At 73.7% G+C, this 23,748-nt stretch carries 17 protein-coding genes; 1 reads left to right on the top strand and 16 read right to left on the bottom strand.

Annotation, left to right across the window (positions count from 1 at the left end):
• Positions 1–10: 10 nt before the first annotated feature.
• The 9 genes from ACZ45T_RS21215 to bldG form a co-directional block, all read right to left on the bottom strand.
• Positions 11–1,579 (bottom strand): alpha/beta hydrolase, encoded by a 1,569-nt coding sequence (locus tag ACZ45T_RS21215; RefSeq protein ID WP_468443470.1) that lies wholly within the window; start codon positions 1,577–1,579, stop codon positions 11–13.
• Between the two features lie 212 nt (positions 1,580–1,791).
• Positions 1,792–3,003 carry a DNA polymerase III subunit delta' gene (locus tag ACZ45T_RS21210; protein WP_468443468.1) on the bottom strand — a complete coding sequence of 404 codons (1,212 nt, stop codon included), beginning with the start codon at positions 3,001–3,003 and terminating at the stop codon, positions 1,792–1,794.
• Positions 3,004–3,074: 71 nt separating this feature from the next.
• Positions 3,075–6,320, bottom strand: a complete 3,246-nt coding sequence (tmk, locus tag ACZ45T_RS21205; protein ID WP_468443466.1) for a dTMP kinase — start codon at positions 6,318–6,320, stop codon at positions 3,075–3,077.
• A gap of 206 nt (positions 6,321–6,526) precedes the next feature.
• On the bottom strand, positions 6,527–9,355 hold the full coding sequence (gene topA / locus ACZ45T_RS21200; protein WP_468443464.1) for a type I DNA topoisomerase: 2,829 nt from the start codon (positions 9,353–9,355) through the stop codon (positions 6,527–6,529).
• 579 nt (positions 9,356–9,934) lie between these two features.
• Positions 9,935–11,449: a DUF7059 domain-containing protein gene (locus ACZ45T_RS21195; protein WP_468443462.1), complete on the bottom strand. Its 1,515-nt coding sequence runs from the start codon at positions 11,447–11,449 to the stop codon at positions 9,935–9,937.
• Between the two features lie 165 nt (positions 11,450–11,614).
• Positions 11,615–12,181 carry a small secreted protein gene (locus ACZ45T_RS21190; RefSeq protein ID WP_468443460.1) on the bottom strand — a complete coding sequence of 189 codons (567 nt, stop codon included), beginning with the start codon at positions 12,179–12,181 and terminating at the stop codon, positions 11,615–11,617.
• A 162-nt stretch (positions 12,182–12,343) separates the two neighbouring features.
• Positions 12,344–14,746, bottom strand: coding sequence for a sodium-translocating pyrophosphatase (locus ACZ45T_RS21185; RefSeq protein ID WP_468443458.1), 2,403 nt, complete (start codon positions 14,744–14,746; stop codon positions 12,344–12,346).
• 257 nt (positions 14,747–15,003) lie between these two features.
• Positions 15,004–15,444, bottom strand: a complete 441-nt coding sequence (locus ACZ45T_RS21180) for an ATP-binding protein (RefSeq protein WP_468443456.1) — start codon at positions 15,442–15,444, stop codon at positions 15,004–15,006.
• Positions 15,445–15,567: 123 nt separating this feature from the next.
• Positions 15,568–15,909 carry an anti-sigma factor antagonist BldG gene (gene bldG / locus ACZ45T_RS21175; protein ID WP_008743037.1) on the bottom strand — a complete coding sequence of 114 codons (342 nt, stop codon included), beginning with the start codon at positions 15,907–15,909 and terminating at the stop codon, positions 15,568–15,570.
• Positions 15,910–15,990: 81 nt separating this feature from the next.
• Here bldG and ACZ45T_RS21170 point away from each other — a divergent pair, with 81 nt between their 5' ends.
• Positions 15,991–18,462 carry a DEAD/DEAH box helicase gene (locus ACZ45T_RS21170; RefSeq protein WP_468443454.1) on the top strand — a complete coding sequence of 824 codons (2,472 nt, stop codon included), beginning with the start codon at positions 15,991–15,993 and terminating at the stop codon, positions 18,460–18,462.
• 119 nt (positions 18,463–18,581) lie between these two features.
• Here the strand turns inward: ACZ45T_RS21170 and ACZ45T_RS21165 are convergent, their stop codons facing one another.
• From ACZ45T_RS21165 to ssd, 7 genes are read right to left on the bottom strand one after another with little or no spacing between them, the layout of a single operon-like run.
• The gene (locus ACZ45T_RS21165) at positions 18,582–18,935 is read right to left on the bottom strand and encodes an Rv3654c family TadE-like protein (RefSeq protein ID WP_468443452.1); all 354 of its coding nucleotides are present in this window, start codon (positions 18,933–18,935) and stop codon (positions 18,582–18,584) included.
• Complete coding sequence (locus tag ACZ45T_RS21160; RefSeq protein ID WP_468443450.1) at positions 18,932–19,318, bottom strand: TadE family type IV pilus minor pilin; 387 nt, start codon at positions 19,316–19,318, stop codon at positions 18,932–18,934. Before ACZ45T_RS21160 ends, ACZ45T_RS21165 begins: the two co-directional genes overlap by 4 nt.
• Entirely contained in the window at positions 19,305–19,502 is a 198-nt protein-coding gene (locus ACZ45T_RS21155) for a DUF4244 domain-containing protein (protein ID WP_355409974.1), read from the bottom strand. The genes ACZ45T_RS21160 and ACZ45T_RS21155 overlap by 14 nt, the downstream gene beginning before the upstream one ends.
• Positions 19,503–19,552: 50 nt before the next feature.
• Positions 19,553–20,329, bottom strand: a complete 777-nt coding sequence (locus tag ACZ45T_RS21150; RefSeq protein WP_468443448.1) for a type II secretion system F family protein — start codon at positions 20,327–20,329, stop codon at positions 19,553–19,555.
• Positions 20,329–21,213 carry a type II secretion system F family protein gene (locus ACZ45T_RS21145; protein WP_468443446.1) on the bottom strand — a complete coding sequence of 295 codons (885 nt, stop codon included), beginning with the start codon at positions 21,211–21,213 and terminating at the stop codon, positions 20,329–20,331. The genes ACZ45T_RS21150 and ACZ45T_RS21145 overlap by 1 nt, the downstream gene beginning before the upstream one ends.
• Positions 21,210–22,358, bottom strand: coding sequence for a TadA family conjugal transfer-associated ATPase (locus ACZ45T_RS21140; RefSeq protein WP_453371361.1), 1,149 nt, complete (start codon positions 22,356–22,358; stop codon positions 21,210–21,212). The genes ACZ45T_RS21145 and ACZ45T_RS21140 overlap by 4 nt, the downstream gene beginning before the upstream one ends.
• Complete coding sequence (gene ssd / locus ACZ45T_RS21135; RefSeq protein ID WP_468443498.1) at positions 22,355–23,512, bottom strand: septum site-determining protein Ssd; 1,158 nt, start codon at positions 23,510–23,512, stop codon at positions 22,355–22,357. Before ssd ends, ACZ45T_RS21140 begins: the two co-directional genes overlap by 4 nt.
• Positions 23,513–23,748: the final 236 nt, after the last annotated feature.

The following is a 23,748-nucleotide window of genomic DNA, read 5'->3' as shown; positions in this document are numbered from 1 at the left end:
CGCCGCCGCCTCAGCACTTCTTGCCGTCCTCCGGTGCCCTGCCCTCCAGCAGGTAGCGGTTGATCGAGGAGTCGATGCAGTCGCTGCCGCGCCCGTACGCCGTGTGGCCGTCGCCGTCGTAGGTGAGCAGGGTGCCCGATTCCAGCTGGGCCGCCAGCGCCTGCGCCCACTTGTACGGGGTCGCCGGGTCGCGGGTGGTGCCCACCACCACGATCGGCGCGGCTCCCTTCGCGCTCAGCGCCTTCGCCTGGCCCGTGGCCTTCACCGGCCAGTACGCGCAGTTCAGCGAGGCCCAGGCCAGTCCCTCGCCGAAGACCGGGGAGGCCTTCTCGAAGGAGGGCAGGGCGGCCTCGACGGCCTCCGGGCCGGTGAAGGCCGGGGGCTGGTCGAGGCAGTTCACGGCGGCGTTCGCGAACATCAGGTTGGCGTACTTGCCGTCCGCCTCGCGCTCGTAGTAGCTGTCGGCCAGGCTCAGCAGGCTGGACCCGTCGCCGTTCATCGCCGAGGTGAGCGCCTCGCGCAGCTGCGGCCAGGCGCTCTCGTCGTACAGCGCCGCGATCACCCCGGTCGTCGCGAGGGACTCGCCCAGCGGGCGGGCCGCCTCCCCGGTCGGCACGGGCTGCGCGTCGACCTTGTGGAAGAACTCCTTCAGGCGCGCGGCCACCTCCTGCGGGCCGCCCTTGCCCAGCGGGCAGTCGGGCTGCTTCACACAGTCCTCGGCGAAGGCGGTGAAGGCGGTCTCGAAGCCCTCGGTCTGGTCGCGGTTCAGATCCACCGCGGACCGGGCGGGGTCCATCGCCCCGTCCAGGACCAGCCGGCCGACCCGGTTCGGGAAGAGGTCCGCGTACGTCGCTCCCAGGAAGGTGCCGTACGAGGCCCCGACGTACGTGAGCTTCTCGTCGCCGAGCACGGCGCGGAGCAGGTCCATGTCCCGGGCGGCGTCGACGGTGGAGACGTGCGGCAGGATCCGCTGCGAGCGGGTCTGGCAGCCCGCCGCGAACTCCTTGAAGGCGCTCACCAGCAGGGCCTGCTCCGCCGGGTCGTCCGGGGTCTGGTCCACCTGCGTGTACTCGTCCATGGCCGGGCCGGTCAGGCACTCGACGGGGCTGCTGCGGTCCACCCCGCGCGGGTCGAAGGAGACCATGTCGTACCGGGCGCGGACCGGCGCGGGATAGCCGATGCCCGCGTACGCCTGGAGGTAGCCGATGCCGGAACCCCCCGGGCCCCCCGGGTTGACCACCAGCGAGCCGAGCCGCTTGCCGGGACCCGTGGCCGCTCGGCGCGCCACCGCGATGTCGACGTCCTGACCGGAGCCGGGGTTCGCGTAGTCCAGCGGGGCCTTCATGGTGGCGCACTGGAAGCCGGGGACACCGCAGTCGCGCCAGGCCAGCTTCTGCTCGTAGTACGGGCGCAGCGCGGCCTCGTCGGGGGACGGCTGCGGCGACGGCGCGGCGGACCCTCCCGCGGAAAGCGCGGCGGCCCGGGGTCCCCCCGACCCGCCCGAGGTGCACCCGGAGAGCAGCAGCCCGGCGGCTGCGATCACGGTCCCGGTGGTACGCAGCAGGCGACTGGTGTCCATCCCCGGAGCGTACGGCCTGCCGGAGCGGGCCAGGAGGCCTCTCTGCACCGGACGGCCGCGCGCCTTCCGTGGCCCGCGCCGGGCAGGGCACGGACCGGGCCCGTCCCGGCCCGGGGGCCGGTCCGCCCGTACGGGTGAGCCCGTCAACCGGGTGTGGACCCGGTCGGGGCAGCCCGAGCGGGACAGACCGAGCGCGGGCAGCCCGCGCCCAGTCAGCCCGCGCGCAGCGACATCGTCATCGCCTCGACCGCGAGGAGCGGAGCCACGTTCCGGTCGAGGGCGTCCCGGCAGGCGATGATCGCCTCGATCCGGCGCAGGGTCCGCTCCGGGCCCGAGGCCCGGGCGATCCGGTCGAGATCCGGCCGTATCTCCTCATTGGCGATGGCCACGGACGAGCCGAGCTGCAGCGCCAGCACATCCCGGTAGAAGCCGGTGAGGTCGGTCAGCGCCAGGTCGAGGGTGTCGCGCTGGGTACGGGTACGACGGCGCTTCTGCCGGTCCTCCAGCTCCTTCATCACGCCCGCCGTGCCGCGCGGCATCCGGCTTCCGGCGCCCGCTCCGGCGCCGAGCGCGGCCCGCAGCTCCTCGGTCTCCTTGGTGTCGACCTCCTCCGCGACCTGCTTGGCGTCCTCGGCGGCGGCGTCGACCAGCTCCTGCGCGGCCTTGAGGCAGCCGCCCACGTCATCGACGCGCAGCGGGAGTTTCAGTACGGCGGCTCGGCGGGAGCGGGCGGACTCGTCGGTCGCGAGCCGACGGGCCCGGCCGATGTGGCCCTGGGTCGCCCGGGCGGCGGCCGCGGCGACGGCCGGCTCGATGCCGTCGCGCCGGACCAGCACCTCGGCGACGGCGTCGACGGACGGGGTGCGCAGCGTCAGGTGCCGGCAGCGGGAGCGGATCGTCGGCAGCACGTCCTCCAGCGAGGGCGAGCACAGCAGCCACACCGTCCGCGGAGCGGGCTCCTCCACTGCCTTCAGGAGCACATTGCCGGCGCCCTCGGTGAGCCGGTCGGCGTCCTCCAGGACGATGACCTGCCAGCGGCCGACGGCCGGCGAGAGCTGCGCCCGGCGGACCAGGTCGCGGGTCTCCTTCACGCCGATGGACAGCAGATCGGTGCGGACGACCTGCACATCGGAGTGCGTGCCGATCAGGGCGGTGTGGCAGCCGTCGCAGAACCCGCAGCCGGGCTCACCGCCGAGGGCGCGGTCGGTACTCGTGCACTGCAGGGCGGCCGCGAAGGCCCGGGCGGCGGTGGACAGCCCGGAGCCGGGCGGTCCGGTGAACAGCCAGGCGTGGGTCATCTTGGACGCCGCAGGCGGTGCGGTCCCGTCCGTGATGGCCGTGACCAGCGCGTCGGCATCGCGGGCGGCGGCGGCCAGCTGCGTCTGGACCCGCTCCTGTCCCACCAGGTCGTCCCATACGGGCATCCCGCCCACCACCTTTCACTCTCCGTGCACCCATTGTGGCGGGCGCCACTGACAATCCGGTCCCGCCGAGATCAGCGGCGGCGGCGCGGTCCGCGTTCGCCGTGTCCGGCGTCGTCGCCGTCCTCGTCGTCCCGGTGGCGGCCCAGCAGCTCGTCCGCCAGCGTCGGCAGGTCGTCCAGCGGGGTCTCCTCGGCCCAGTCCGGGCGCGCGCGGCGCGGGCGGCCGTCCTCGCCGAGGACGGGGAGCTCCCGCGTCCGGTCGTTGCCGGAGTCCCGGAAGATGTCCGACGGCACCCGGTCGGCCGGGTTCTCCTCGGGGCGCCGGGCCGTCGGCCGCGATGCGGACCGGGCCTGAGCGGTGCCGCTGCCGCGCGGGCCCGCCTGACCGCCGGTCTGCGGGGCGGCAGGGCGTACGGGCGGCAGGACCGCGGTCTCATCGGTCGGGCCGACCCGCGGCAGCACGGAGGTCTCCTCAGCGGCCGAGGTCTCCGCGGCGGCCGCCGGGTCGGCCTTGGGCACCGGCACGGTCTGGGTGACATCGTCCGGCCGGACGACCCGCTTGACCAGCGGGGTCTCCACCGTCACCGCGTCGTCCGGGTGCGGGTGCTCCGGTTCCTTCGTCATGCCGACCTTGGCAGCAGGCGCAACCGCGGGAGCGGGCGCCACCACGGGAGCAGCCTCAGCCGCCGCTGCGGCAGCTGCGGCCGCCGCGGCCGCAGCAGCGGCCTTCGCCGCCGCCTCCGCCGACGCGGCCTCGACCAGCCGGCGCGCCTCCTCGGCCTTCAGCAGGGCCTCCTCGGCCCGCCGCTGCTTCTCCAGCCGCCGCTCCTCGGCCTCGGCCCGCAGCCGGGCCTCCTCCTCGGCCTGCTTGCGCAGCCGCTCCTGCTCTGCCGCGCGCGCCTTCTCCTCGGCCTCCAGGCGCAGCCGCTCGGCCTCGGCCCGGGCCCGGGCCTCCTCCTCGGCCCGCAGCCGCTCCTCTTCCGCCTTGCGGGCGGCCTCGGCCTCGGCCTTGATCCGCGCTTCCTCGGCCTCGCGGGCCTTACGTGCCTCCTCCTCGGCCCGCAGGCGTTCTTCCTCCGCCTTGCGCGCCGCCTCTTCCTCGGCCCTGCGCCGGGCCTCCTCCTCGGCGAGGCGCCGGGCCTCCACCTGGGCGGCCACCTCGGCCTCGGAGAGCGGAAGCATCCGGTCCAGCCGGTGCCGTACGACGGTGGTCACCGACTCCGGGTCCTGGCCCGCGTCGACCACCAGATAGCGGCCGGGGTCGGACGCGGCGAGGGTCAGGAACCCGAACCGCACCCGCTGGTGGAACTCCGCCGGCTCCGACTCCAGCCGGTCCGGCGCCTCCGTGAACCGCTCCCGCGCCGCCTCCGGCGATACGTCGAGCAGCACGGTCAGGTTCGGAACGAGCCCGTCGGTGGCCCAGCGCGAGATCCGGGCGATCTCCGTCGGGGAAAGGTCGCGGCCGGCGCCCTGGTAGGCCACCGAGGAGTCGATGTAGCGGTCGGAGATGACGACGGCGCCGCGCTCCAGGGCCGGGCGCACCACCGTGTCCACGTGTTCCGCCCGGTCGGCGGCGTACAGCAGCGCCTCGGCGCGGTTCGAGAGTCCGGCCGAGGACACGTCGAGCAGGATCGAGCGGAGCCGCTTGCCGACGGGGGTCGCCCCCGGCTCCCTGGTCACCACGACCTCGTGGCCCTTGCCCCGTATCCACTCCGCCAGTGCCTCGACCTGAGTGGACTTGCCGGCTCCGTCGCCGCCCTCCAGGGCGATGAAGAACCCGGTGGCGGACGCCGCCTGTACGGGCTCCCCGCCGCGCAGCGCATCGCGCAGGTCACGCCGCAGGGGCACGCCGCTGCGGTCGTCGGCCTTCGTCAGCACCACCACGGCGACCGGCAGCAGCAGGGCGCCGACCAGCATCAGGGTGAAGGCGGCGCCGCCGTGCGCGAAGACGATCTCGGCGCCGGTCAGCCGGTGCGGCCCGATCACGGCGGCCAGGACCGGGGCGAGGACGGCGCCGAGCGCGACGGCCACCCGTACGGCCGCCTGGAGGTGCTCGGTGACCCGGGCCCGGCGGAACTCCTCGGTCTCCTGGTCCAGCAGGGTGTGGCCGGTGTTGGCCGCGACGCCCGCGGCGGTGCCGGCGAGCAGCGACAGGAACAGCACCGTCGCCGTGTCCGGGACGAGGCCCGCCAGCAGCAGCGCGAGCCCGGCCACCGCTATGGCCAGCGCCAGCAGGCGGCGCCGGGACAGCCCGGGCAGCACCTTGCCGGCCTGGCTGGCGCGGATGCCGGCGGCGGTGCCGCCGACCAGCGCGAGGACGAGCAGCGCGAAGGTGGCCGGGCCGCCGCCCAGGTCGAAGGCGTGCAGGACGGACACGGCGACGGCGCTGGACACCGCTCCGGCGACCGCGGCGCAGGTCAGCACGAGGAGCGGGGCGGCCCCCGTACGGCCCTTGTCCGGCCGGTCGCCCGCCTTGGGGGCGCGCAGGCCCTCCAGCGGGGACCGCGGCCGCGGGGTCGTCGCGGCGGGCAGCACCAGCGGGAGCAGCAGCGAGACCGACGCGGCGAAGAGGCCGGAGGCCACGTACGAGCCGAGCGCGGCCTGGTTCGCGGCGAACCAGGCCACACCGAGCCCGAGGGCCTTGCCGACCAGGGTCGCGGCGAGCAGCGCGGCGGCCGCGACGGGGAGCGCCGCGAAGGCCGTACGCAGCGTCAGGCGCCGCAGCGTGTCCAGGTGGTCCGGGAGCGGCCGTACGGTCGCCCCCTCCAGCGGCGGCGCGGGCAGCAGGGCGGGCGCCGCGCTCTCCTTGGCCAGCGTCCACAGCCGCTCGGCGGCGCCGGCGACGAAGATGGTGCCCAGCAGCGCGGTGAGCGCGTGGGCCGGGATCCAGTCGAGCCACAGCGGGGCGACGACGAAGAGCCCGAGGCGGACCCCGTCGGCTCCGATCATCGTCCAGCGGCGGTCCAGCTTGCCGCCCGGGGCGAGGAGCCCGGCGAGCGGGCCGAGGAGGACCGCGCCGAAGAGCAGGGTGGCGAGGATCCGGACCCCGAAAACGGCGGCGACGGCGAGGGCCGCGCCGCGGTATCCGCCGCCGAAGGCCCCTTCCGAGGCCGCTGCCTGGAGTGCCAGGAGTACCAGCACCAGCAGGGCGAGGGCATCGCCGATGCCGCTCACCAGCTGGGCGCTCCACAGCCGGCGCAGCCGGGGGGTGCGCAGCAGTGCGCGCACCGCACGCTCGCGGGAATCCGCGGCTAGGGCGTCGTCGTAGGTGGGGTTCGCCGGGGCGGTCACGACCGCTGGCTGCTCGGCTCGCGTCATCCGCCCAGCCTATCCGCTGCGCTTGGCGGCTGCGGAAGCCTGTGGACAAGGTCCGGTGTGACCCCGCACCCACCTTCCGGGGCTCCGCCCCGGACCCCCCAACGGGTTGCGGCTGCGCGGCACCCCCGAAACCTGGAAGTGCCGCGCCGTTGCGGGGGCGCTGCCCCCGAGCCCCCGCGCCTCAAACGCCGGCGGGGCTGAAATGGCTACTCGTCCGTCGAGGACGCCGCTGCCTTCTTGGCCACCGTCTTCTTGGCGGTCGTCTTCTTGGCGGTCGTCTTCTTGGCCGCCGTCGTCTTCTTCGCGGCGGCGGTCTTCGTCGCCGTCGCCTTCGTTGCCGTCGCCTTCTTCGCCGGGGCCTTCTTGGCGGGGGCCTTCTTCGCCGTCTTCTTGGCCGGGCCCTTCGCGCGCTTCTCCGCGAGCAGCTCGTAGCCCCGCTCCGGCGTGATCGTCTCGACGTCGTCGTCCCGCCGCAGCGTCGCGTTCGTCTCGCCGTCCGTCACGTACGGACCGAAGCGGCCGTCCTTGACGACCACCGGCTTCTCGCTCACCGGGTCCGTGCCCAGTTCCTTCAGCGGCGGCTTGGCCGCGGCGCGGCCCCGCTGCTTCGGCTGCGCGTAGATGGCCAGGGCCTCGTCCAGCGTGATCGAGAAGAGCTGGTCCTCGGTCTCCAGGGACCGCGAGTCCGTGCCCTTCTTCAGGTACGGGCCGTAGCGGCCGTTCTGGGCCGTGATCTCCACGCCCTCGGCGTCCGCGCCCACGACCCGCGGCAGGGACATGAGGCGAAGCGCGTCCTCCAGCGTGACCGTGTCCAGGGTCATCGACTTGAAGAGCGAGGCCGTCCGCGGCTTGACCGCGTTCTTGCCCGTCTTCGGCGTGCCCTCGGGCAGGATCTCCGTCACGTACGGCCCGTAGCGACCGTCCTTCGCGACGATTTCGTTCCCGCTGATCGGGTCCTTGCCGAGCTCGAACTCGCCGCTCGGCTTCGCGAACAGCTCCTCCGCGTACTCGACCGTCAGCTCGTCCGGAGCCATGTCGTCCGGTACGTCGGCCCGCTGGTGGCCCTCCGCGTCCTTCTCGCCCCGCTCCACGTACGGCCCGTAGCGGCCGACCCGCAGCACGATGCCCTCGCCGACCGGGAAGGAGGAGATCTCCCGGGCGTCGATCGCGCCGAGGTCCGTGACCAGCTCCTTCAGACCGCCGAGCGCGTCACCGTCGGCCGGCACGACCGCGGTGGCCTCCTCCGAGCCGAAGTAGAACCGCTTCAGCCACGGCACGGACTGGGCCTCGCCCCGCGCGATGCGGTCGAGGTCGTCCTCCATCTTCGCGGTGAAGTCGTAGTCGACGAGCCGCCCGAAGTGCGTCTCCAGCAGGTTCACCACGGCGAACGAGAGGAAGGACGGCACGAGCGCCGTGCCCTTCTTGAAGACGTAGCCGCGGTCGAGGATCGTGCCGATGATCGACGCGTACGTCGACGGGCGGCCGATCTCGCGCTCTTCGAGCTCCTTGACCAGCGAGGCCTCGGTGTAGCGGGCCGGCGGCTTGGTCGAGTGCCCGTCCGCCGTGATCTCCTCGGCGGCGAGCGCGTCGCCCTCCGCGACCTGCGGCAGCCGCTTCTCGCGGTCGTCGAGCTCGGCGTTCGGGTCGTCCGCGCCCTCGACGTACGCCTTCATGAAGCCGTGGAAGGTGATCGTCTTGCCCGAGGCGGTGAACTCGACGTCGTGCCCGTCCGAGGCGCGGCCGCCGATCTTCACGGTGACGCTGTTGCCGACCGCGTCCTTCATCTGAGAGGCGACGGTCCGCTTCCAGATCAGCTCGTACAGGCGGAACTGGTCGCCGGTCAGACCCGTCTCGGCGGGCGTGCGGAAACGATCACCCGAAGGCCGGATCGCCTCGTGCGCCTCCTGCGCGTTCTTGACCTTGCCGGCGTAGACGCGCGGCTTCTCCGGCAGGTAGTCGGCCCCGTAGAGCTGCGTGACCTGCGCCCGCGCCGCCGACACCGCGGTGTCGGACAGCGTGGTGGAGTCCGTACGCATGTAGGTGATGAAGCCGTTCTCGTACAGCTTCTGCGCCACCTGCATCGTCGCCTTCGCACCGAAGCCCAGCTTGCGCGAGGCCTCCTGCTGGAGCGTCGTCGTACGGAAGGGGGCGTACGGAGAACGGCGGTACGGCTTGGACTCGACCGACCGGACCGCGAACGAGGTGTCGGCCAGGGCGGCGGCGAGCGCCCGCGCGTTCGCCTCGTCGAGGTGCAGCACCTCGCTCTTGAGCTGCCCGTTCGAGCCGAAGTCGCGGCCCTGCGCGACACGCTTGCCGTCCACCGTGTTCAGGCGGGCGACCAGGGTCGAGGGGTCGGAGGCGTCACCGGCACGCCCGGTGGAGAAGGTTCCGGTCAGGTCCCAGTACTCGGCGGAGCGGAAGGCGATGCGCTCGCGCTCCCGCTCGACGACCATGCGGGTGGCCACGGACTGGACGCGACCGGCCGACAGCCGCGGCATCACCTTCTTCCACAGGACCGGCGAGACCTCGTAGCCGTAGAGGCGGTCGAGGATGCGGCGGGTCTCCTGGGCGTCGACCATGCGCTGGTTCAGCTCGCGCGGGTTGGCGACGGCGTCGCGGATCGCGTCCTTGGTGATCTCGTGGAAGACCATCCGGTGGACGGGGACCTTGGGCTTGAGGACTTCCTGCAGGTGCCACGCGATGGCTTCGCCCTCGCGGTCCTCATCGGTGGCGAGGAAGAGTTCGTCGGAATCGGCCAGCAGCTCCTTGAGCTTCCTGACCTGGGCCTTCTTGTCCGCGTTGACCACGTAGATCGGCGCGAAGTCGTGCTCGACGTCCACGCCGAGGCGGCGGACCTCGCCGGTGTACTTGTCGGGAACCTCGGCCGCGCCGTTCGGGAGGTCGCGGATGTGCCCGACGCTCGCCTCGACGACGTATCCGGGGCCGAGGTAGCCCTTGATCGTCTTCGCCTTGGCTGGGGACTCGACGATGACGAGTCGGCGGCCGCCCTTTGCGGTCTCGCTAGTCGGGGACAACTTGGCTCTTCTCTCCGGTCGGCACTCGGTCGCGGTACGGCGACGCTGCGGAGTGTGACGGTACAACCCGCCCCCGTGTCAAACGGCAGAAGCCCGCAACGGCCACTCGAACGGTAACCCGACAAGTGCCGTTTCTGCCGCCCGGATGTCGCGGCGGAGCCTTCCCGATCACCGGGCCGGGTGGCCGGGGGGCCGTCTGGCCCCGCCCCCGCACCCCGCCCCGCGCCGGCTTTTCCCGGCCGGATCCACGCCGGTCAGGGCCCCGTGTCGGAGCCGCGCGGAGCGCCACGATCCGAAGGGCGCCGGCGTCCCGCCGCCGGGCCGGACCGGCGGTACGACCACGACGGGGCGCGCGCCCTCGGCCACCGGTGCACGGTGTGGGGCGCGCGCCCCCGTCCTGGCCTGCAGAGCGGCCCCGAACAGCGGGAACACCGTCGCGGCGAAGATCGCCGGACCGTTTTCCCCGCGGTTCCCCTTTACCCCTGGGCCACCCTCGGGATCCCCCCGGATCCCGCTGCACAGGACACTGCCAGCCGGTGGGATACACCGGGCGAACCCCGGGTTACATTCCGGTGCCGGCTACTGCCCGGGGCCCGCCACGGGCTCCAGGAAGCCCTGCTCGACCAGCATCCGGATGGCCTCCGGAGTCCGGTCCCGCAGGACGACCGGGTCCTCCTGCATCAGCTGCGCGATCGCGTCCAGGATCCGGCCGGCGGTCAGTGAGCCGTCACACACTCCGGCGAAGCCCGCGCCGACCGTGTCGACCTTGGTGGCGCGCCGCATCCCGCGGTGCTGCCGGAGCACGACATGCTCCGGATCCTCCGCGCCGGGCGCGCCGACCTGCTCCTGGACCACTTCCGCGGCCAGGGTGAAACGAGCCTCCAGCAGGGCCGCGTCGTCGTGCTCGCGCAGGTAGTCCTGGCGGGCGAAGTGGGCCAGGACGGTCTCGCCGAGCGGCTGCTCCACCGTGTGCGGCCATTCCTCGATCACGATCGAGGGCTCGGGCGTGTCCGACCGGCGCAAGGTGATCCAGCCGAAGCCGACGGACTTGGTCTTGCGGGCCTCGAACTCGTCCAGCCAGTCCTCGTACCGCTCCGCGTACTCGGCGGGGTCGCTCCGGTGGTCGCCCGCATCGCGCAGCCACAGCTCCGCGTACTGCGTCACGTCCTGCACGTCGCGCTGCACGATCCAGGCATCGCAGCCGCGCGGCACCCAGGAGCGGAGCCGCTCGTGCCAGTCCTCGCCGTCCACGTGCTGCCAGTTGCCGAGGAACTGCGCGTACCCGCCCGGGTTGAGGCGGGCTCCCGCCTCCTGGACCAGGGTCCGGCACAGGTCGTCGCCGCCCATGCCGCCGTCCCGGTACGTCAGCCGGGCGCCGGGGGAGATCACGAACGGCGGGTTCGACACGATCAGGTCGTACGTGGCCTCGCCGACCGGCTCGAAGAGCGACCCGGTGAGCAGTTCGGCCTCCGCGGCGCCGGACAGGGCCAGCGTCAAACGGGTGAATTCCAGAGCCCTGGGGTTGACGTCGGTGGCGGTGACCCGGGTGGCGTGCTGGGCGGCGTGCAGCGCCTGGATGCCCGAACCGGTGCCGAGGTCGAGGGCGGAGCCGACCGGGGTGCGGACGGTGATCCCGGCCAGGGTGGTGGAGGCGCCGCCGACTCCGAGGACCACGCCCTCCTCGCGGTTGCCGATGCCGCCGGCCCCGCCGACGGCGCAGCCGAGGTCGGAGACGATGAACCAGTCCTCGCCGTCCGGGCCGCCGTACGGGCGTACGTCGACGGTGGCGTGCACCTCGTCGCCCTCGCTCCGCAGCCAGCCGTCGGCCAGGGCCGCCTCGACGGGCAGCGCGGCCGTGGCGTGCACGTACGGCACGGGCTGCTGGAGCAGGAACAGCCGGACCAGGCTCGCGAGCGGGGTGTCGCCGGCGCCACGGGTGGCGCGCAGGGCCGGGACGGTCTCGCTGCGGGCCAGGGCGGCGTAGGCGGGGGCGCCGAGCAGGTCGAGCAGGCCGTCGGCGGTGAAACCGGCGGCCAGCAGGGCGCTGCGGAGCTCGGCGGCGTGGTCGGGCGTGGGAAGGCTGGTGGTACTCACGGGTCCATTGTGTCCGCTGGGGCCCGTCCTGCCGGTCAGCCCGGGCCCGGACGTGCGAAAGGGCGGCCGCGGTCCCCTTCCGGGACCCCCGGCCGCCCTGACGGGCGTTTCGGCTCGCCTGGGTCGGCGTACCGGCTCGCCTGATCGGCGTACCGGCTCGCCGCGTTACTTCGGCGAGGGCGACGGCGCCGCGACCTGGCAGCCCTTCTGACTGTTGATCGCCTTGTCCAGACCGCCCGCGTTCAGCGTGGACACCGCGTCCTTGCCGCCCTTGGTGGCTTCCTCGAGGCCGCCCGCGACCTCCTTGAGGCCGTCGGCGAACTTCGTCTGGTCCTTGGGGTCGAGGGCGTCCATCTTCGTCTTCAGGTCGGCGTAGCCCTTGGAGGCCGCCTCGAAGCCCTTGACCGCCGAGTCCAGGGTCGCCTGGCCGTTCTTGACCGGCGGAACTCCCGCCTCCTGCAGGGCGCTCCCCATCGCCTTGTACGACTCCGTCATGGTCCCGAAAGCCGCCGAGTCGGCCTTCTGGACCTCGTCGGGCTTACTGCTCTCGGTCGCCACCCGCTTGATCTCGGCGTTGGCCGTCTCGATCTTCTTGAGTTCGGGCTGCCACTGGTCGCAGACCTTCTTGGCCCAGGCGTTGGCCTTCTCGTCGCCGTCGTCCCCGCCGCAGCCGGACAGGACGAGCATCAGCACCGCACCGCCCGACAACGCGGCCGCAAGCTTCTTGTTCACCGGATTGGTCCCTTCGAAGGCTCTCGGCCCGGAAGATACACGGCTCCCATCCGGCCACGCACAAAGGCGGACAGACGGCGCGTCAGTCCGCGCCGCCTGTCCGCCGTTCGGGCGTACGGCCGGCCCTGCCCGGCTCTGCCCGTCCCGCTGCCCGACCTCCGGTCAGGAGACCGTCGCGGGGTCGGCCTGCTGGGCCACCCGCTCGGCGGCTCCGCCCTCGGTCTCGTCGCCGACGGCGATGCCGCGGCGCTTGGAGACGTACACCGCGCCGACGATGACGCCGATCGCGACGATCGCCACGACCGCCCGCACGGTCGGGTTGGTGTCCGCGCCGTAGCTGAACTGCACGACGGCCGGGGCGATCAGCAGCGCCACCAGGTTCATGACCTTGAGCAGCGGGTTGATGGCCGGACCGGCGGTGTCCTTGAACGGGTCGCCGACCGTGTCGCCGATGACGACCGCCTCGTGCGCCGCACTGCCCTTGCCGCCGTGGTGGCCGTCCTCGACCAGCTTCTTCGCGTTGTCCCACGCGCCACCGGAGTTGGCGAGGAAGACGGCCATCAGCGTGCCGGTGCCGATGGCGCCCGCGAGGAAGGAGCCGAGCGCGCCCACGCCGAGGGAGAAGCCCACGGCGATGGGCGTGAGGACGGCGAGCAGGCCGGGCGTGGCGAGCTCGCGCAGCGCGTCCTTGGTGCAGATGTCGACGACGCGCCCGTACTCGGGCTTCTCGGTGTAGTCCATGATCCCCGGGTGCTCGCGGAACTGGCGGCGCACCTCGTAGACCACGGCGCCCGCGGAGCGGGAGACCGCGTTGATCGCGAGGCCGGAGAACAGGAACACGACGGCCGCGCCCAGGATCAGCCCGACGAGGTTGTTGGGCTGTGCGATGTCCAGGCTGAGGTTCATCTCCCCGGCCTTGGCACCCACGTCCTTGACCGCCGTGGCGATCGCGTCGTTGTACGAGCCGAAGAGCGCGGCCGCGGCCAGCACGGCCGTGGCGATGGCGATGCCCTTGGTGATGGCCTTGGTGGTGTTGCCCACGGCGTCCAGGTCGGTCAGGACCTGCGCACCGGCGCCCTCGACGTCGCCGGACATCTCGGCGATGCCCTGGGCGTTGTCGGAGACGGGCCCGAAGGTGTCCATGGCGACGATGACGCCGACGGTGGTGAGCAGGCCGGTGCCGGCCAGGGCCACCGCGAAGAGCGCGAGCATGATCGACGTACCGCCGAGCAGGAACGCCCCGTAGACGCCGAGGCCGATGAGCAGCGCCGTGTAGACGGCGGACTCCAGGCCGACGGAGATGCCGGCGAGGACGACGGTGGCCGCGCCGGTCAGGGAGGACTTGCCGATGTCCCGGACGGGACGGCGGTTGGTCTCGGTGAAGTAGCCGGTCAGCTGCTGGATCAGGGCCGCGAGCACGATGCCGATGGCGACGGCGACGACGGCCAGGACGCGCGGGTCACCGGAGTGGTTGGTGATCGCGGGGTTCTCGACGCCGACGAGCTCCTTGTAGGTGGCCGGCAGGTAGGCGTAGACGGCGATCGCGACCAGCACGAGGGAGATCACCGCGGAGATGAAGAAGCCGCGGTTGATGGCGGTCATGCCGCTGCGGTCGGACCGGCGCGGGGCGACCGCGAAGATGCCGATCATCGCCGTGATCACGCCGATCGCGGGGACGATCAGCGGGAAGGCGAGGCCCAGGTCGCCGAAGGCGGCCTTGCCGAGGATGAGTGCGGCCACCAGGGTGACGGCGTAGGACTCGAAGAGGTCGGCCGCCATTCCGGCGCAGTCTCCGACGTTGTCGCCCACGTTGTCGGCGATGGTCGCGGCATTGCGCGGGTCGTCCTCCGGAATGCCCTGCTCGACCTTGCCGACCAGGTCGGCGCCGACGTCGGCGGCCTTGGTGAAGATGCCGCCGCCCACGCGCATGAACATCGCGATCAGGGCGGCGCCGAGGCCGAAGCCCTCCAGGACCTTGGGGGCGTCGGCGGCGTAGACCAGGACGACGCAGGAGGCGCCGAGGAGGCCGAGGCCGACGGTGAACATGCCGACCACGCCGCCCGTACGGAAGGCGATCTTCATCGCCTTGTGGGAGACCTCGGTCAGGTCCTTGGCGGGTTCGCCCTCGGCCGGGGTGGCCTCGCGGGCGGCGGCGGCGACGCGGACGTTGGCACGGACCGCGAGGCGCATGCCGATGTAGCCGGTGGCCGCCGAGAAGATGGCGCCGACGAGGAAGAAGGCGGACCGTCCCGCCCGCTGGGTCCAGTCGTCGGCGGGGAGCAGGAAGAGCAGGAAGAAGACCACGACGGCGAAGACGCCGAGCGTGCGCAACTGCCGGCCGAGGTAGGCGTTGGCGCCTTCCTGGACGGCCGCGGCGATCTTCTTCATGCTGTCGGTTCCCTCGTCGGCGGCGAGGACCTGGCGGACCAGGATCTGCGCGACGACGAGTGCGGCGAGTGCCACGGCCGCAATGACGATCACGATGAGCCGATTGTCATCGGTGAGTACTGCGGATGCCAGATCAGTGGTGCGATCCGACGCGATAGGGGTGAAGAGCCCCGTCATTCGTCCTCCTTGACGTGATGAGCTCAAGATGTGGACGGATTGTAGGGAGCGCGCCCTGATCAAAACAGTGCGCAGGAACCGGAATTGGCGCGCTCTTGCTCCTCAGCAATAGATCGCGTCACTCCATTACCCCCGAAAGCGGTAACGGGGCAAAAGCATTGACGCCTGATCATTGATCTAGGGAAAATGAAAAAGGCCCTGCTCGGCAGGGCCTTGATAAAGATCGGAAGATACGATGTTCGTGCGCGCGGTGGATCTTACGGAAGCTCGGAAGCCCCGGAGACGGGCCAGCTCATCCGGATGGTCCCGCCCGATTCCCCACTGGTCACCTCGACGTCGTCGACGAGCCCGCTGATCACGGCGAGACCCATCTCGTCCTCGGCTTCGACATCGGCGTCCAGGACGGCGTCGATGCCGGACACGGTGTCGGCCGAGCCGCCGCCCGGGCCGGGAACCTCGTCGCCGACCTCGATGGAGAACAGCTTGTCCTCCTCGGTCAGCACCACCCGGACGGGCGCGGTCAGCCCGTTGCTGCGGTGGAGCCCGACGGCACGCGAGCAGGCCTCGCCCACGGCGAGGCGGACCTCGTCGAGGACGGCTTCCTCCACGCCGGCCCGGCGCGCCACGGCGGCCGCGACCAGGCGGGCCGTCCGGACGTGTTCGGGCTGGGCGCTGAAGCGCAGTTCAACGGTGGCCATGCGCGTCCCCCTCGGACTACGGGCGTGCCTTGACAGGGGCCCGGGCCATCCATGGCCCGGTGCCCCATATCTCCTCGTCGGCTCCGTGCGGCCCGGAGGCTGCCGGAAGACCGCCTGGAGCCGTCAGTCGGTGGCGTTGACGGCGTCTTCCACAGTGGTGTGGATAGGGAACACCTTGGTCAGACCGGTGATGCGGAAGATCTTCAGGATGCGCTCCTGGTTGCACACCAGACGCAGCGAACCCTCGTGCGCGCGGACGCGCTTGAGGCCTCCCACGAGCACACCAAGTCCGGTGGAGTCGAGGAAGTCCACTCGCTCCATGTCGACAACCAGGTGGTAGCTGCCGTCGTTCACCAACTCGACCAACTGCTCGCGCAGCTTGGGCGCGGTATACACATCAATCTCGCCACCGACCTCTACGACCGTACGGTCGCCGACAGTGCGAGTCGACAGGGACAGGTCCACGGATCCTCCAGCACCTTGCTATCGAGCGGCGCCCCCCAGGGGCCTCCCCACCCGAAGGTAGGCGAGGGATTGGCTGCCGCGATGGCATTCAATCACTTACCGGCAGGCGCGCACGACGCCTTCGGACCATTGTCCCGCACGCCGGTGACACACTCGGTTCCGATGGCCAATACTCACCGTCCCGGTCGGCCCACGGCAACCGCGGACCCTCGACCCACCCCCGGCACGGTCCTGGACCGCCTGTCACGGGGGCCTTCCCGAGCTGCGCGCATCACCCATACGGAGCACTTGCCCCCTCGGGAGGGCCGTCATGCAGTCTGGCCCGACCGCATCCGAACGGATGTCGCAGCCGCCATCCGGTCCGCCGGAATCGAACACCCGTGGGAACACCAGGCCGCGGCCGCCGAGCACGCCCTGGACGGCGAATCCGTGGTCGTCGCCACCGGCACCGCCTCCGGCAAGTCCCTGGCCTACCTCGCGCCCGTGCTCTCGGCCCTGGCGGACGGCGCGGAGGCCCCGAACGGCAGGGGTGCGACCGCCCTGTACCTGGCCCCCACCAAGGCCCTGGCGGCCGACCAGCGGCGCGCCGTACGGGAACTGGCCGCCCCGCTGGGCAACGCCGTCCGCCCCGCGGTCTACGACGGGGACACGCCCGTCGAGGAACGCGAGTGGGTGCGCCAGTACGCGAACTACGTCCTGACCAACCCCGACATGCTGCACAGCGGGATCCTCCCGGCCCACCCGCGCTGGGCCTCCTTCCTGCGGGCCCTGCGCTACGTCGTGATCGACGAGTGCCACACCTACCGCGGGGTCTTCGGCTCCCACGTGGCCCAGGTGCTGCGCCGGCTGCGGCGGCTGTGCGCCCGCTACGGCTCGGAACCGGTCTTCCTGCTGGCCTCCGCCACCGCCAGCGACCCGGCCGCCGCCGCGTCCCGGCTGACCGGCGTACGGGTGATCGAGATCACCGACGACGCCTCACCGCGCGGCGAGCTGGTCTTCGCCCTGTGGGAGCCGCCGCTGCTCACCGAGCTGCGGGGCGAGAAGGGCGCACCGGTGCGCCGCACCGCCACCGCCGAGACCGCCGACCTGCTGACCGACCTGGTCGTCCAGGGAGTCCGTACGGTCGCCTTCGTCCGCTCCCGGCGCGGCGCCGAGCTGATCTCCGTGATCGCCCAGGAACGGCTCGCGGAGGTGGACCGCTCCCTCGTCCGGCGTGTCGCCGCCTACCGGGGCGGCTACCTGCCCGAGGAGCGCCGGGCCCTGGAGCGGGCCCTGCACTCCGGCGAGCTGCTGGGCCTGGCCGCCACGACCGCCCTGGAGCTGGGCGTGGACGTCTCCGGCCTGGACGCCGTCCTGATCACCGGCTACCCGGGCACCCGGGCCTCCCTGTGGCAGCAGGCCGGCCGGGCCGGGCGCTCGGGCCAGGGCGCCCTGGCCGTGCTGATCGCCCGGGACGACCCGCTGGACACCTACCTCGTCCACCACCCCGAGGCGCTGTTCCGCCAACCGGTGGAGGCCACCGTCCTGGACCCCGACAACCCGTACGTCCTGGCCCCCCACCTGTGCGCGGCGGCGGCGGAGCTGCCGCTGACCGAGGCGGACCTGGAGCTCTTCGGCCCGGCGACCGAGGACCTCCTGCCCCAGCTCGAAGCGGCGAAGCTGCTGCGCCGCCGGGCGACGGCCTGGCACTGGACCCGGCGGGAGCGGGCCTCGGACCTGACCGACATCCGGGGCGGCGGCGGCCGCCCGGTGCAGATCGTCGAGGCCGCGACCGGCCGGCTGCTGGGCACGGTCGACGAGTCCGCGGCCCACACCGCCGTCCACGAGGGGGCCGTCCACCTCCACCAGGGCCGCACGTATCTCGTGAAGCACCTGGACCTGGAGGACTCGGCGGCCCTCGTGGAAGAGGCGAACCCGCCCTTCTCCACCACCGCCCGCGACACCACCTCCATCTCCATCCTGGAGACCGAGACCGAGATCCCGTGGGGCTCGGCCCGGCTCTGCTTCGGTTCCGTCGAGGTCACCAACCAGGTCGTCTCCTATCTGCGGCGCAAACTGATCACCGGCGAGGTCCTGGGCGAGACCAAACTGGACCTCCCGCCCCGCACCCTGCGCACCCGGGCCGTGTGGTGGACGGTGACCGAGGACCAGCTCGACGAGGCCCGAATCAACCCGGAGATCCTCGGCGGCGCCCTGCACGCCGCCGAGCACGCCTCCATCGGCCTGCTCCCGCTGTTCGCCACCTGCGACCGCTGGGACATCGGCGGCGTCTCCGTGCCGCTGCATCCCGACACCCTCCTCCCCACGGTCTTCGTCTACGACGGCCACCCCGGCGGCGCCGGCTTCTCGGAGCGCGCCTTCCACACGGCCCGCGCCTGGCTGACGGCGACCCGGGACGCGATCGCCTCCTGCGAGTGCGAGGCGGGCTGCCCCTCCTGCATCCAGTCCCCCAAGTGCGGCAACGGCAACGACCCCCTCCACAAACGCGGCGCCATCCGCCTCCTCACCCGCCTCCTCTCGGAATCCCCACAAACCCCTCCCATCGGGCCCTGACCGTGCCCTGGCCCGCCCGCTGACCCGTGCGCTGCCTCCGGGCCCTGCCCCGAGCTCCTGGGCCCTGAGCCGGGCGCTCAGGGCGGCGCCGCCCGGGGCGGACCCGCGGGCGCGGGCGCTCAGGGCGGTGCCGCCCGCGGCGGGCCCGCGCGGGCCGCGATCGTGGCGGTGAACGGACCCGCCGCGACCCGGGCCCTGACCTCGGCGACCTCGCCCCACAGATGGCACCCGCCGAGTTCCGCGCCCTGCGCCCGGGCCACCCGCAGCGCCGTGGCACAGGCCGTCTGCGGCCCGTGGGCCCAGGTGGCCGCCGCCGCGAGCGCCGCCAGGTCGGCGGCCGCCGCCGCACGGTGGCGGGCCACGACGGCCTGGCCGAGGAGCAGCACACCGCCGAACACCGTGCCCAGCACCGTCGCCACCAGCGCCGCCCAGACCGTGGCCGAGCCCCGGTCCCGGCCCCCGTAAGGGCTCACGGCGGCGGCCCCACGCTGTCCTCCGCCAGCGCGACCGCCCGCGCGCCGAGCCGTACCGGCAGCCCGCCCGGACCCGGGGCCGGCGCCGCCACCCGGACCTGCCAGAGGTCGCCCACCCGCTCCAGCTCCACCTGCGACCCCGGCGGGGCGGCCGCCCGGGCCGCCGCCACGGCCCCCTCCGCCGACTCCGACCTGGACGCTGCCCGGGCACCGGCCCGGGCCGCGTCCACACACCGGATCTGCGCGGCCGCCGCCATCAGCGCCCACACCAGCAGCGCCGCGAACAGGACCAGGGCCGGAATCACCAGGGCCGCCTCAGCCGTCACATATCCCCGGTCCCGCATTTCCCGGGCGCCCCGCGACTTACCCTCAGAACGGCACATCGAGCGCCTTCCCGATGGTCGACTGAAGGGCCGTGGCCACGACTTCGCTCGTCACCACCTTGTAGAGAACGGCCGCGAATGCGCAGGCCGCGATCGTGCCCATGGCGTATTCCGAAGTGGACATCCCCGCATCGCTCCCGCGACCGCTCAGCGCCGTCCGCACGCGAAACCAGATGATCCTCATGGCAACCTCCTGTGGAATTTCCGTTGTTGATGTAGGTGGTCAATGCGACTTCAGGTGTTCGAGAGAAGTCCCGAGGCCATACCGATCACCACCGGCGCGACCCCGATCGCGAGAAATGCGGGGAGGAAACACAACCCGACCGGTGCGGTGACCAGCACCGCAGCCCGCTGCGCCCGTGCTCCCGCCCGGCGGGCCCGGTCCTCCCGGAGCCCGGACGCGAGCCGGGAGACCGGTTCCGCCGCGGGCGCCCCCGTCCAGGCGGCCCGTTCCAGGCATTCCGCGAGCTCCCGGGCGCCCGGTATCTCCGCCAACCTCCCCCACCCGGCGCCCGGTTCGCCGCCGAGCCGCAGCTCCGCCCCGGCTCGCGCCAGCCGCTCGCCCACGGGGCCGCCCAGCGACTCCCCCACCACCTCCGCGGCCTCCACCGGGCCCGCCCCGGCCGCCAGGCACGCGGCCAACAGATCCGCGGCGAACGGCAACTGACGCTCCGCCTCCCTCGGATCCACCCCGGCCGGGGGTCGCGCCCGGGCCTGCCACCGCCGCACCCCGAGCGCGGCCAGGACTCCGACGGCCACACCCGCCATCCCGCCGACGAGCACCCAGCCCGCCAGCAGCGCCCCGGCGGGCCCGGCCCACACCGCCGCGACACCCCGCGCACCGGCGCCGAACACCGGCCCACGAAGGCCCCCCTCCGCCCCCAGCAGGGCCCCGATCCTGCGCCGGGCCGCCCGTGCCCGGATCCGCGCCGTCACCGCCGAGAGCGCGCACAGCGCCACCGCCGCCAGGCACAGGGCGATCCCCAGCCTGTGGACGACGAAGCCGCCCATCACCGCTCCCCCGCCCGCACGATCTGCCGGCACCACAGCAGCCCCAGCGCCTCCAGCACCGCACCCACCAGGAGGCAGCCCCACCCCATCGGGGTGTGCAGCAGCACCCGCAGGGGATCCGCGCCCAGCCCGGTCCCGATCAGCAGGCCCACCAATGGCAGCAGGGCCAGCACCACCACCGTCGACCGCGCTCCCGCCAGCTGGGCCCGCAGCGACTCCTGGCGGTCCCGCTCGGCCCGCAGCGCTCCCTCCAGCCGGTCCAGTCCGGCGGCCAGTCCCGCACCGCCGTCCACCGACACCCGCCAGCAGGCGGCCATCCCGGCCAGCCCCTCCGCGCCGGGCTCCCGCGCCGCCTGGCGCAGCGCCCCGGGCACGTCCCCGCCGAACGCGGCGGCGGCCAGCACACCCGCCTCCACCGCGCCCGGCCCGCCCGGGCCGGCGGCCGTCCGCCGCATCGCCGCGGTCAGCGCCTGGCCGGGCTGGGCTCCCGCTCGCAGCTCTCCCGCCGCCGCCCCGCACAGGGCCACCACCTCGGTGGCCCGCGCCGCCCGGGCCCGCTCCCGCGACCGTGCCCGCAGCCACCGCCGCACCAGGGGCATCGCGGCCGCTCCCGCCAGCAGCGGGACCACCGAACCGCCCAGCGCCGCGACCACGAGCCCGGCCCCGAGGCAGGCCCACTCCCGCCACCGCGCCGCCCGCACCCGTACCGCGACGAGCAGGCGCTCCCGCTTCGCCGGTCCGCCCGCAATCCCCGGACCGCCCCCGGCGAGCACCATCCGGGCCCGCCGGGACACCCGGTCACCCCCGGAGAGCCCCCAGGCAGCCGCCCCGGCGCACAGCACCCCGGCGAACACCGGCACCGGCAGCCCCGCCCCGGCGCTCATCGGGCACCCCGCAGCAGCGGCCGAAGCCGTTCCCAGCCCCGCTCCCGTACGAAGCCCCGAGCGGCCCAGCGCAGCGCCGGTACGGTCACCACCAGTCCGGCGGCGTCCCGTTCCAGCACGTGCACCTCGGCCACCCGGCGCCGCCCCTCGCGGTCCCGGACCAGGTGGAGCACCAGGGTCAGCGCGGCCGCCAACTGGCTGTGCAGGGCCGCCCGGTCGAGCCCCGCGGCCGTCCCCAGGGCCTCCAGCCGGGCCGGGACATGGGCGGCGGCATTGGCGTGGACCGTGCCGCAGCCCCCCTCGTGCCCGGTGTTCAGGGCGGCGAGCAGGTCGGCCACCTCCGCGCCCCGGACCTCGCCCACCACCAGCCGGTCGGGCCGCATCCGCAGCGCCTGCCGGACCAGATCGGCCAGCGTGACCAGGCCCGCCCCCTCCTGATTGGCCGGCCGGGTCTCCAGCCGCACCACATGCGGATGGTCGGGGCGCAGCTCGGCCGAATCCTCGGCCAGTACGATCCGCTCACCGGGGCCGACCAGCCCCAACAGGGCACTGAGCAGGGTGGTCTTCCCGGTCCCCGTCCCACCGGAGACGAGGAACGACAGCCGGGCCTCGACCATGTCGCGGAGCAGCCGGTGCCCACCGGGCGGCAGCGTCCCCGCTGCGACGAGCTCCTCCAGCGTGAACGCCCGCGGCCGCACCACCCGCAGCGAGAGGCAGGCCGAACCGACGGAGACCGGCGGCAGCACGGCGTGCAGCCGGGTGCCGTCCGGCATCCGGGCGTCCACCCAGGGCCGGGCGTCGTCCAGCCGCCGCCCCGCCACGGCGGCCAACCGCTGGGCGAGCCTGCGCACGGCCTCGGCGTCGGCGAAGGTGACCCCGGTCAGCTCCAGCCCGCCACCGCGGTCCACCCACACCCGGTCGGGGGCCGCCACCAGCACGTCGGTGACCTCGGGATCGGCGAGCAGCGCCTCCAGCGGGCCGGCGCCGACCAGCTCGGACCGCAACTCGGCGGCCACACCCAGCACTTCCGCGTCCCCCAGCAGCCGGCCCTGGGCCCGCAGGGCCGCCGCCACCCGCGCCGGGGTCGGTTCCGCCCCGCTCTCGGCGAGCCGCCGGCGCACCGCGTCCAGCAGTACCGCGCTCATGCCGGCACCCCCTGCGCGGAGCCGAGCGCCCGCTGCCAGAAGCCGTCGCAGAAGCGGGCCAGCGCGCCCCGCCCCTGCGCCCCCGGCGGCTCCCCCTCGGCCACCCGCCCCGGGAGTCCCACCTCGACCGGCACCTCGCCGGCCAGCGGCGCCCCCAGCAGCCCGGCCACGGCCTCCGCATCGAGTCCGCCCGGGCAGCGGCCCCGTACGACGACACGCACGTCCCGGGCCACCATCCGCACTCCGGCCGCCACCCGGCCCGCGGCGGCCACCGCCCGCAGCTCGCCCGGCACGACCATCAGCACCAGGTCGAGCTGCGCCAGCACCTCGGCCACGGCTTCGTCCACCCGCCGCGGGAGGTCGACCACCACGACCCCGCCCCGGCGGCGCGCGGCGGCCACCACCGACCGGATCGCGGCGGGCGGCACCACCACCCGGTGGTCCCCGCGGTCCCAGCTGAGCACCCGCAGGGCGTGCACCTCGGGCAGGGACTCCTCCAGCGCTCCGGCCCCGACCCTCCCCCGCGAGCCCGCGAAGTCCGGCCAGCGCAGTCCCTCGGCGCTCTCGCCCCCGAGCAGTACGTCCATGCCCCCACCCAGCGGGTCGCCGTCGATGAGGATGGTCCGCTCCCCGGCGCGGGCGGCCCGGACCGCGAGTGCGCAGGCCAGGGTGGAGGCTCCCGCCCCGCCGCTGCCGCCGATCACCCCGACGGCGAGGGCGGGCCGCCCGGCTCCCTCGACGACATCGGCGATGCGGTCGACGAGCCGGCTCTCGGCGTCGGGGAGCCGCAGCACCTCCTCGGCGCCGATCTCCACGGCCCGCTGCCATACGAGGGGGTCGTCCAGGTCCCGGCCGACGAGGAACACCCCGGCCCTGCGCGGCGCCCCGCACACCCGCCGTGCGGCGTCGTCCCCGACCAGCACGAGCGGCGCGGACTCCCACCCAACACTTCCGACTTCCCCGGCACTTGCGACATCCCCGGCACTTGCGCTGTCCGCACCGCCTGCCCCGCCCTGCTCGGGCAGGTCATGGTGCACATGCGGCTCGGCTCCCGCGGCGGCGCACAGCCTCAGCAGGTCGTCGAGCAGCAGCGGATCCTCGGTGATGATCAGCGGCCGGCCGCCTCCCGGAGCGGATCCGGCCGCCGTCCCGATCCCCGCTCCGGCCCCCGGACCCCGTCCGGCCACCACGGACTCCGGCGTTTCACACGACTTCGATCGAGCCACGATCTCCGCCTCCTTCTCACTGCAAATCCAGCACCACGGACTTCGCGGCTGGAATCACCGTGCAGCGATCAGGAAAAAGAAGTGGATCTTGCTCGATAACTGTGGACAACCCATCGATTGTGAATAACCCGGTCACCCTCACAGGTGAGTTCCGGAGCGCGGCG

Source organism: Streptomyces sp. NPDC030995 (assembly GCF_055571215.1).
The sequence above is the reverse complement of the archived record's forward strand: the minus strand, read 5'-3'. Positions and strand labels throughout refer to the sequence as shown.

What these genes read in the sequence shown, in the direction of transcription:
- ACZ45T_RS21215 (WP_468443470.1), bottom strand. Translation starts at nt 1,579, where the DNA reads ATGGACACCAGTCGCCTGCTGCGTACCACCGGGACCGTGATCGCAGCC.
- ACZ45T_RS21210 (WP_468443468.1), bottom strand. Translation starts at nt 3,003, where the DNA reads ATGCCCGTATGGGACGACCTGGTGGGACAGGAGCGGGTCCAGACGCAG.
- tmk (WP_468443466.1), bottom strand. Translation starts at nt 6,320, where the DNA reads ATGACGCGAGCCGAGCAGCCAGCGGTCGTGACCGCCCCGGCGAACCCC.
- ACZ45T_RS21185 (WP_468443458.1), bottom strand. Translation starts at nt 14,746, where the DNA reads ATGACGGGGCTCTTCACCCCTATCGCGTCGGATCGCACCACTGATCTG.
- ACZ45T_RS21180 (WP_468443456.1), bottom strand. Translation starts at nt 15,444, where the DNA reads ATGGCCACCGTTGAACTGCGCTTCAGCGCCCAGCCCGAACACGTCCGG.
- ACZ45T_RS21170 (WP_468443454.1), top strand. Translation starts at nt 15,991, where the DNA reads ATGGCATTCAATCACTTACCGGCAGGCGCGCACGACGCCTTCGGACCA.
- ACZ45T_RS21160 (WP_468443450.1), bottom strand. Translation starts at nt 19,318, where the DNA reads ATGTGCCGTTCTGAGGGTAAGTCGCGGGGCGCCCGGGAAATGCGGGAC.
- ACZ45T_RS21155 (WP_355409974.1), bottom strand. Translation starts at nt 19,502, where the DNA reads ATGAGGATCATCTGGTTTCGCGTGCGGACGGCGCTGAGCGGTCGCGGG.
- ACZ45T_RS21150 (WP_468443448.1), bottom strand. Translation starts at nt 20,329, where the DNA reads ATGGGCGGCTTCGTCGTCCACAGGCTGGGGATCGCCCTGTGCCTGGCG.
- ACZ45T_RS21145 (WP_468443446.1), bottom strand. Translation starts at nt 21,213, where the DNA reads ATGAGCGCCGGGGCGGGGCTGCCGGTGCCGGTGTTCGCCGGGGTGCTG.
- ACZ45T_RS21140 (WP_453371361.1), bottom strand. Translation starts at nt 22,358, where the DNA reads ATGAGCGCGGTACTGCTGGACGCGGTGCGCCGGCGGCTCGCCGAGAGC.